The organism is Mycobacterium sp. (assembly GCF_052143115.1).
Lineage (GTDB): Bacteria > Actinomycetota > Actinomycetes > Mycobacteriales > Mycobacteriaceae > Mycobacterium.
In genome coordinates this window covers 1-6,941 of sequence record NZ_JBKQTQ010000223.1, presented here as the reverse complement: position 1 = coordinate 6,941, position 6,941 = coordinate 1, and the positions used below count along the sequence as shown (strand labels likewise).

7 protein-coding genes and 1 pseudogene are annotated in these 6,941 nt (G+C 63.2%); 3 read left to right on the top strand and 5 right to left on the bottom strand.

What is annotated here, in order from left to right:
- Window positions 1-67: 67 nt before the first annotated feature.
- On the bottom strand, window positions 68-1,336 hold the full coding sequence (locus ACLQI9_RS22190; RefSeq protein WP_442377438.1) for an IS110 family transposase: 1,269 nt from the start codon (window positions 1,334-1,336) through the stop codon (window positions 68-70).
- Between the two features lie 391 nt (window positions 1,337-1,727).
- Window positions 1,728-2,159, bottom strand: coding sequence for an Hsp20/alpha crystallin family protein (locus tag ACLQI9_RS22185; RefSeq protein ID WP_442377437.1), 432 nt, complete (start codon window positions 2,157-2,159; stop codon window positions 1,728-1,730).
- A gap of 328 nt (window positions 2,160-2,487) precedes the next feature.
- Here ACLQI9_RS22185 and ACLQI9_RS22180 point away from each other — a divergent pair, with 328 nt between their 5' ends.
- Entirely contained in the window at window positions 2,488-3,378 is an 891-nt protein-coding gene (locus ACLQI9_RS22180; protein ID WP_442377435.1) for a universal stress protein, read from the top strand.
- 65 nt (window positions 3,379-3,443) lie between these two features.
- Here the strand turns inward: ACLQI9_RS22180 and ACLQI9_RS22175 are convergent, their stop codons facing one another.
- Window positions 3,444-4,253 (bottom strand): universal stress protein, encoded by an 810-nt coding sequence (locus tag ACLQI9_RS22175; RefSeq protein WP_442377444.1) that lies wholly within the window; start codon window positions 4,251-4,253, stop codon window positions 3,444-3,446.
- 109 nt (window positions 4,254-4,362) lie between these two features.
- On the bottom strand, window positions 4,363-4,704 hold the full coding sequence (fdxA, locus tag ACLQI9_RS22170) for a ferredoxin (RefSeq protein WP_442377433.1): 342 nt from the start codon (window positions 4,702-4,704) through the stop codon (window positions 4,363-4,365).
- Between the two features lie 127 nt (window positions 4,705-4,831).
- On the opposite strand from fdxA, the gene ACLQI9_RS22165 reads away from it, so the two are divergent.
- The gene (locus ACLQI9_RS22165) at window positions 4,832-5,815 is read left to right on the top strand and encodes an Acg family FMN-binding oxidoreductase (RefSeq protein WP_442377431.1); all 984 of its coding nucleotides are present in this window, start codon (window positions 4,832-4,834) and stop codon (window positions 5,813-5,815) included.
- 203 nt (window positions 5,816-6,018) lie between these two features.
- Window positions 6,019-6,291 (top strand): DUF1918 domain-containing protein, encoded by a 273-nt coding sequence (locus tag ACLQI9_RS22160; protein WP_442377429.1) that lies wholly within the window; start codon window positions 6,019-6,021, stop codon window positions 6,289-6,291.
- 279 nt (window positions 6,292-6,570) lie between these two features.
- On the opposite strand, the pseudogene ACLQI9_RS22155 reads toward ACLQI9_RS22160, so the two are convergent.
- Window positions 6,571-6,941: pseudogene (locus tag ACLQI9_RS22155) on the bottom strand (type I glyceraldehyde-3-phosphate dehydrogenase); the annotation flags it as partial.

Genomic DNA, 6,941 nt, shown 5'->3' with positions numbered 1-6,941 from the left:
TCTAATCCGAAAATGAAGGTGACGTGCGTCTGGTGTGGTGCACGCGTGTGCGGTGGTGCTGTGCGGGTCACGCGGCAGGGTTGAGGGTTACCGCGTAACCGAGGGCTTCGAGTTGGCGGATGTGGTTGCGTTTCTTGGTCTCCGAGTTGACGTGGCGGGTGAAGTGATCGGCGCCGAGATCGGTGAACACGGCCTGTTCGTCGGACAGCAGGTGCCAGACGATCACCAGGATCGAGCGACCGACGGCGACGATCGCCCGTTTCTTGCCGCGGCGTTTGGCGATACGGCGGTAACGCTCCCCGAGGAACGAGTCGGTCCTGCCGGCCACGACCGCCGACTCGCCGAGGACCCGGGCGAGGTAGCGGTTGCCGTGTCCACTGGATCCGTTGCCCTTGGACTTGCCGGCCGAGGAGCAGATAGCGGGAGAGAACTTCGCCCACGAGCACAGGTGCCCGGCGGTGGGGAACCGAGACATGTCCACCCCGACCTCGGCCAGGATGATCGCGGCGGCGACCGGACCGATGCCCGGGATGTCATCGAGGCGGGCCGCCGCCGACGCGAAAGGGGCCAACTGCGCCTCGATCTGTGCATCCACTGCGGCGAGGTCGGCGTCGATCGCGTCGATGCGGCCCAACATCCGGGCGAGCAAGAACGCGTGATGGTTATCGAAGTGCCCGTTGAACGCTTCCTCGAGGAGGCTCATCTTGGCCCGCATCCTCGAGCGCGCAAACTGCGCGAGCACCTTGGGGTCGCGCTCCCCGCCGATCAAGGCGCCCATCATCTCCCGCCCGGAAACCCCGAAAATGTCGGAGGCCACTACGGAGAGTTTGATGCAGGCGTCCTCGAGGAGTTTTTCGACCCGATTCTTCTCTGCCGTGCGGGCTCCGACCAGATCGACCCGGTAGCGGGTCAGATCCCGCAACTGCCGGATCGGTTTGGGCGGCACGAAACTCGGGCGCAGCATCTGCCGTTCGGCGACCTTGCACAGCCAGACGGCGTCGAGCGCATCGGTCTTAGGTCGACCTGGCAGATGTTTCACGTCGCGGGCATTAACCAGCCACGGGTCCAGCCCGTGCGCCTCGAGTAGGTAGAACACCGGCTTCCAGTAGTCGCTGGTCGCTTCCATCACCACCCGTTCGACACCGAGGTCGACCAGATGATTCGCCAGCTCGGTCAACGCCCGGGTCATCGTCGAATGGGTGGACACTTCCTGCAGTCGTTTCTTCGCCTGCGCCCCGGCGGGGACCCGGACGCAGCACACCACTTCCGCCTTGCCGATATCCAGGGCCGCGACCCTGGCGATGATCTGTTCCTCATCGTGAGATTCGGTCAACATCGTGTTCTCCTCACCGACTCGCAACCGCCACCGACTAAGTGGTCGCCAGGTGGGGATCACAAAGGGAAAGCAGAAATCTAATCCTCGTGCTCGACGATCAACGGCAACAGTGAAGGGCCCACGGCGCGATCCCCAACACCCGGCTAGTCGACGGCCTCGAAGGACCATAGAGCCACGGCGTCGACGAGGCGACCACCACACCATTTTCAGCCCGGAACGGGCGTCCCACCACGGACACTTTGGCTAGTTGTCCCATTGCCTTTTCCTTCTTATCAACCACCTACTTCGGCGTCGACTGTGTAGCTTGTGGAGGCGACTACAGGCACCTTGTGACCACTACCTACACAATCGACGTTCGACACGACGGCCAGTGCCTGACCGCTCGCCCGCGTCAGTTCGCGGACTGAATCGGGACGTGTTTTTCGGCGGGCTTCGCCTCGGCAAGTGGAACCGACACCATGAGAATGCCCTTGTCGTAGGTGGCTTTGATGTCGTCTTCGTTGGCGCCCGTCGGCAGCGACACCGTGCGTTCGAACGAGCCGTACGAGAATTCGGAGCGTCCGTTGAATTCCTTCTTCTCGGTGCGTTCCGCCTTGATCGTCAGCTGGCCGTCGCGCACCGTGATGTCGACGTCCTTGGCGGGTTCGATACCGGGAAGCTCTGCGCGTACCTCGTAGCGACCCTCCTTAATCTCGTCCTCCAGCCGGAGCAACCGGGCGTCGAAAGCCGGCTGGAGTCCGGCCAATGAGGGAAACCCGGCGAACAGCTCGGACAGCTCCGGAAAGAGCGAACGCGTCCGACGTCGAGCGGGAAGGGTTGTCATGTTGCCTCCTCAGGTCTTCGGTGAACTGACAATTTCGATCCGATCACTTGACCGATTTCCGCGGTAGGGACCGAAGTCCTGCATTGCAGGGCCGTTCGTCGGCCCGACCGTCACCGCTGTCCGCAACCTGAGCCAGGCCGGCGCCGACAATGTGCGGGCACCATGGGCGGAACGGGAAACCAATGTGCCGTATGTCCATCGCTGTGGGGACCAATGCCTCCCTGACTGGTGACAGCCCCGCTTCTATCGTCGTCGACAGAGCGCTCGATGCGTTGGACGCAAAGTGGTCAAGCCGATCGATTAGCGGGGTGATGGAGTGCCCGGTCCCATGTCACGTTCGGGAATCTTGGTAGGTGTCGACGGGTCATCATGTTCGGTGGCGGCTGTGCGGTGGGCCGCGCGCGAGGCGACAATGCGTAACGTTCCACTCACCCTCGTCGACGTGGTCGCCGTACCAGTGACTGACTTACCGATTCTGACGTTGCCCGCGACCCCAATCGCGGGTGAGCTGCTCGAGGAGCGCGAAGAAGACGCCCGGCAAATGCTCAGCAATGCGATCAGAGTTGCCGAAGACACCGCCGTGGGCAACGGCCGCCCCCAGATCAAGGCAGAAGTGATGTGCTCGGCGCCCGCGGCAACGCTTGTCAAGGAATCTAAGCATGCCGAGATGGTCGTAGTCGGGTCCCGCGGCCAGAGCACCTGGCACCGCCCCCTGCTCGGATCGGTCAGCACCGCGTTGGTACACCACGCTCACTGCCCGGTTGCGGTGATCCCTGACGAACTTTCTTCACAGCGACACCCCCTTGGTTCGTCGGTGCTTCTTGGGGTTGATGGTTCGCCGGCATCGGAGCTGGCCACTGCCATCGCGTTCGATGAGGCGTCCTGGCGCGGCGCCGAATTGGTTGCCCTACACGCCTGGAATGACGCCGATACCAAGCACCTTCAAACCATGGAATGGTCGGCGTTTGAATCCGCGGGAGAGAGAAACCTCGCGGAGCGCCTAGCTGGCTGGCAGGAGCGCTACCCTGACGTCGCCGTTCGCCGTCTGGTCGTCTGGGATCATCCGGCCCGCCACCTTCTCGACAGGGCTCAACGGGCTCAACTCGTCGTCGTCGGTAGCCGCGGCCGCGGTGGGTTCGCCGGAATGCTGCTGGGATCAGTCAGTACGGCCGTGGTCCACGCAGCATGCGTACCTGTAATCGTCGCGCGTCGACGTTAACGCATCGGGGCTAGCCGCCGTGTTCATAGGTTCGGCGGCGAGCACCGTGGGCGGACCGCTGCTTGTCACCTGGCTCGGTGAACGATCAGGGGAGCTTTTGCCGATTGCGCAAGAGCGGAACTAACCGAGCCCAACAGCATGCCGGGGAACCCACCGCGGCCGTGGCTGCCGACCACCACGAGTTGAGCGTGTTCGGATTCCTCAAGGAGCCAGTGGGCAGGTTTGTCGCAGACGAGCCGTCGCTGCACCTGCACGTCGGGATATTGTTCTTGCCAACCTGCCAGGCGTTCGGCCAGGACTTCCGTGCCTTGGGCTTCGTATTCTCGCCAGTCCATGCCGAGAATCGGGAAGACCCCCACATCGCTCCACGCGTGCAAGGCGACAAGATCCACCCCACGACGCGACGCTTCTTCGAAGGCCAACTCGATGGCCCCTTCTGACGCCGGCGACCCGTCAACACCAACCAAGACCGGTGCCTTGTCATCGGCCGAGCCTTCGTCTGCATGGATGATGGCGACCGGGCAGTGGGCGTGGTGTACCAGACCACTGCTGACCGAGCCCAGCAGAAAACGGCCCAGCGCACCCATCCCGCGGCTACCCATGACGATCATCCGGGCGTGCTGGGACGCGTCGATGAGTGTCGGCACGACGGTCGAACTGACCACTTCTGCGCGCAAGTCGGGCGGATCGGATTCACCCGCATTGGCGACGACGGTCTTGCGTGCCTGTTCGATGACGTCGCGAGCGTTCTGTTCCCACACCTCCGCGATCTCTGATTGCCTGGAAGGCGTCGGCCATTCCGGGATCGGGGGGACGACATGCATCACGGTGATAGGCACACTACGCATCGTGGCTTCACGGGTGGCCCAGCCTATGGCGGCGTCCTACTCGGCGGACCCGTCAACACCAACTAGGATTCCGTAGTCCGTTGATACCTCAGCCATGTCGCACTCCTATGAATCGTGACTGCGATCCGTGTGATCATCACCCGCGCGGTGGCAGTGCAGAGACCAACGGCGTGTCGACTCCCAACGGCCCGAGGTTGGCAGCGCCACCGGGTGAGCCCAGGGGTCCATCGCGGCCCGGCAAGGTCTCGCTGAAGAAGGCGGCGTTGTCGGCGAGGTGCTGGTACTGGTCTATCGGCAGATCGGTTTCGTAATAGATCGCATCCATCCGGCAGATCGACTTGCAGGCACCGCAATCCACACATTCGTCGGGGTTGATGTACATGGACCGAGCTCCCTCGTAGATGCAATCCACCGGGCACTCTTGCACACACGACTTGTCCATGACATCCACACATGCTCTGCCGATCACATATGTCATGTACGGAAGCGTATCTATTTCGCGATGCTGAAGGCTGGGGCCGAATGCCCATTTCCTCAAGGACCAACGGCCCTGTCGATTCATCGGGAAACCTCTAGCGTCGACATCAAGGTAGGCGGTGGTTGGTATGACGCAGACAATGCCGGAGCCCCAAGCGATCCGCGACGCGGTGATGCTGGCCTGCCGCGCGCCCTCATTACACAACAGTCAGCCCTGGCATTGGGTCGCCGAGCGCGGGCAGCTTCAACTGTTCGCGGATCCTAAAGCGGTGGTGCAAACCATCGACCGCTCAGGTAGGGAGATGATCCTAAGCTGCGGCGCGATGCTCGATCACCTGCGAGTGGCAATGGCAGTCGCCGGCTGGGATACCGCCGTCGACCGATTCCCGGATTCCCGTGATGCCGATCATTTGGCGACGCTCGAATTCAGTCCGCTTGGGTCGGTCAGTGATGCAGACCGGCAGCGGGCCGGGGCCATCCTGCGCCGCCGCACCGACCGGTTACCGTTCGCCGCACCCCGCCGCTGGGATTCGCTGGAAAGGCAGCTGCGTAGCCAGATTGACCAAGATACTGTGACGCTCGGCGTCATACCCGAAGATGCTCGCCAGCAGTTGGCGGAGGCGTCTCGGCTCACCGAAGCAATCCGCCATAATGACCCCTCCTATCAATCCGAACTACGTTGGTGGACATCGCCTTTCGATCTAGACAAGGGCGTCCCGCAGAGCGCACGAGTGTCCGCTTCGGAAGCCAGCCGTGTCGACGTGGCACGAGCCTTCCCGACAACCGGCTATGAAGAACGACGCGCGACGATCGACGTCGACCACTCCAAGATCCTGGTGCTGTCCACGCGCGATGACACCCGCCCGCAGGTTTTGCGCTGTGGCGAAGTGTTATCCGCTGTGTTGCTCGAGTGCACAGTCGCCGGGATGGCGACGTGCACCCTCACGCACATGACCGAAATAACCCCGGCCCGAGAACTGATCCAGGGGCTCAGCGGACAGCCCGGGCTGCCGCAGCTCTTGATCCGGGTGGGCAAGGTACCGGCGGTAGAGCGACACGTTCCCGCCACGCCCCGCCGTCCGCTGAGCGACGTCTTGGAATTCCGGTGCTGACGTCGGTGCGCTGCCGTCGGGCACCAGCCGAGCCGCTGACCGTGCCCCGGGAAGGATAGGCACCCATTGGCCGATGTCGCACCGCGACGGGTGACACGACAACCGATGGACTTTCGGCACACGAGGCTGATGGCGTACTGCTCTACCCCACACGTTCCTTTGGCCCGCACGATAGAAGCCGACCCGGACGAAAGGGGTTGGTGATGAAAGCCAATGTTGGAGATTGGTTGGTGGTCAAGGGCAGGACCAACGAACAGGCGGAGCAGCGCGGGATGATCACCGAAATGCATTCTGCGGACGGCTCGCCACCCTACATGGTGCGGTGGCTCAACACTGGGCACGAAGCTCTGGTGTTTCCGGGGCCTGATGCGGTCGTCGTCACACCGGCAGAGCAGCAGGCGGCCGACGAGCGGGCTCGGTCACGATTCGCTTCGGTGCAGGCGGCAATCACGAATCATCCGGCTGGTGATCGTTAAGCCGGCCGACGCAACGCGCACTACGAGGTGTCATGCCACTCACGTGTTCGGAACGTCGGCAGCTGACTCGGTTGCAGGCATACATCGTGGCTTCGGCGTTCTGGCCCCGGTTTAGTCATCCGTTGCTGAGGCGTCAGCGTGCTCGTCCGCCAGTCTCGACGGATCAGGGGATCCGGGAGCACGGACACAACCGCACTGCCCGACAACTGGATTGAATTCTGCAGATCAGCTCTCGGCAGTAGGTTTGCGTGCGCCCGGCCGCGACTGTAGATAGACGGCTCAGAGGGTAGACGCCACCAGGCCGGTCAGGTCGGCGAGGCGGTGAGAGTAACCCCACTCGTTGTCGTACCAACCGACGATCTTCACCAGGTCACCAGTGACTTTGGTGAGCCCGGAGTCAAAGATGCACGACGACGGGTCCGTCACGATGTCGGAGGAGACGATGGGATCCTCGGTGTAGGTGAGGAAGCCCTTCAGCTCACCATCGGCGGCGGCCGCGAACGCGGCGTTGACTGCCTCGGCAGTTGCCGGCTCGCGGACGATGACGGTGAGATCGGTGGCTGAACCGGTGGGCACCGGCACCCGCAGCGCGTACCCGTCGAGCCGGCCTTCGAGCTGGGGCAGCACCACGCTGATCGCGCGGGCGGCCC

What these genes read in the sequence shown, in the direction of transcription:
- ACLQI9_RS22190 (WP_442377438.1), bottom strand. Translation starts at nt 1,336, where the DNA reads ATGTTGACCGAATCTCACGATGAGGAACAGATCATCGCCAGGGTCGCG.
- ACLQI9_RS22185 (WP_442377437.1), bottom strand. Translation starts at nt 2,159, where the DNA reads ATGACAACCCTTCCCGCTCGACGTCGGACGCGTTCGCTCTTTCCGGAG.
- ACLQI9_RS22180 (WP_442377435.1), top strand. Translation starts at nt 2,488, where the DNA reads ATGTCACGTTCGGGAATCTTGGTAGGTGTCGACGGGTCATCATGTTCG.
- fdxA (WP_442377433.1), bottom strand. Translation starts at nt 4,704, where the DNA reads ATGACATATGTGATCGGCAGAGCATGTGTGGATGTCATGGACAAGTCG.
- ACLQI9_RS22165 (WP_442377431.1), top strand. Translation starts at nt 4,832, where the DNA reads ATGACGCAGACAATGCCGGAGCCCCAAGCGATCCGCGACGCGGTGATG.
- ACLQI9_RS22160 (WP_442377429.1), top strand. Translation starts at nt 6,019, where the DNA reads ATGAAAGCCAATGTTGGAGATTGGTTGGTGGTCAAGGGCAGGACCAAC.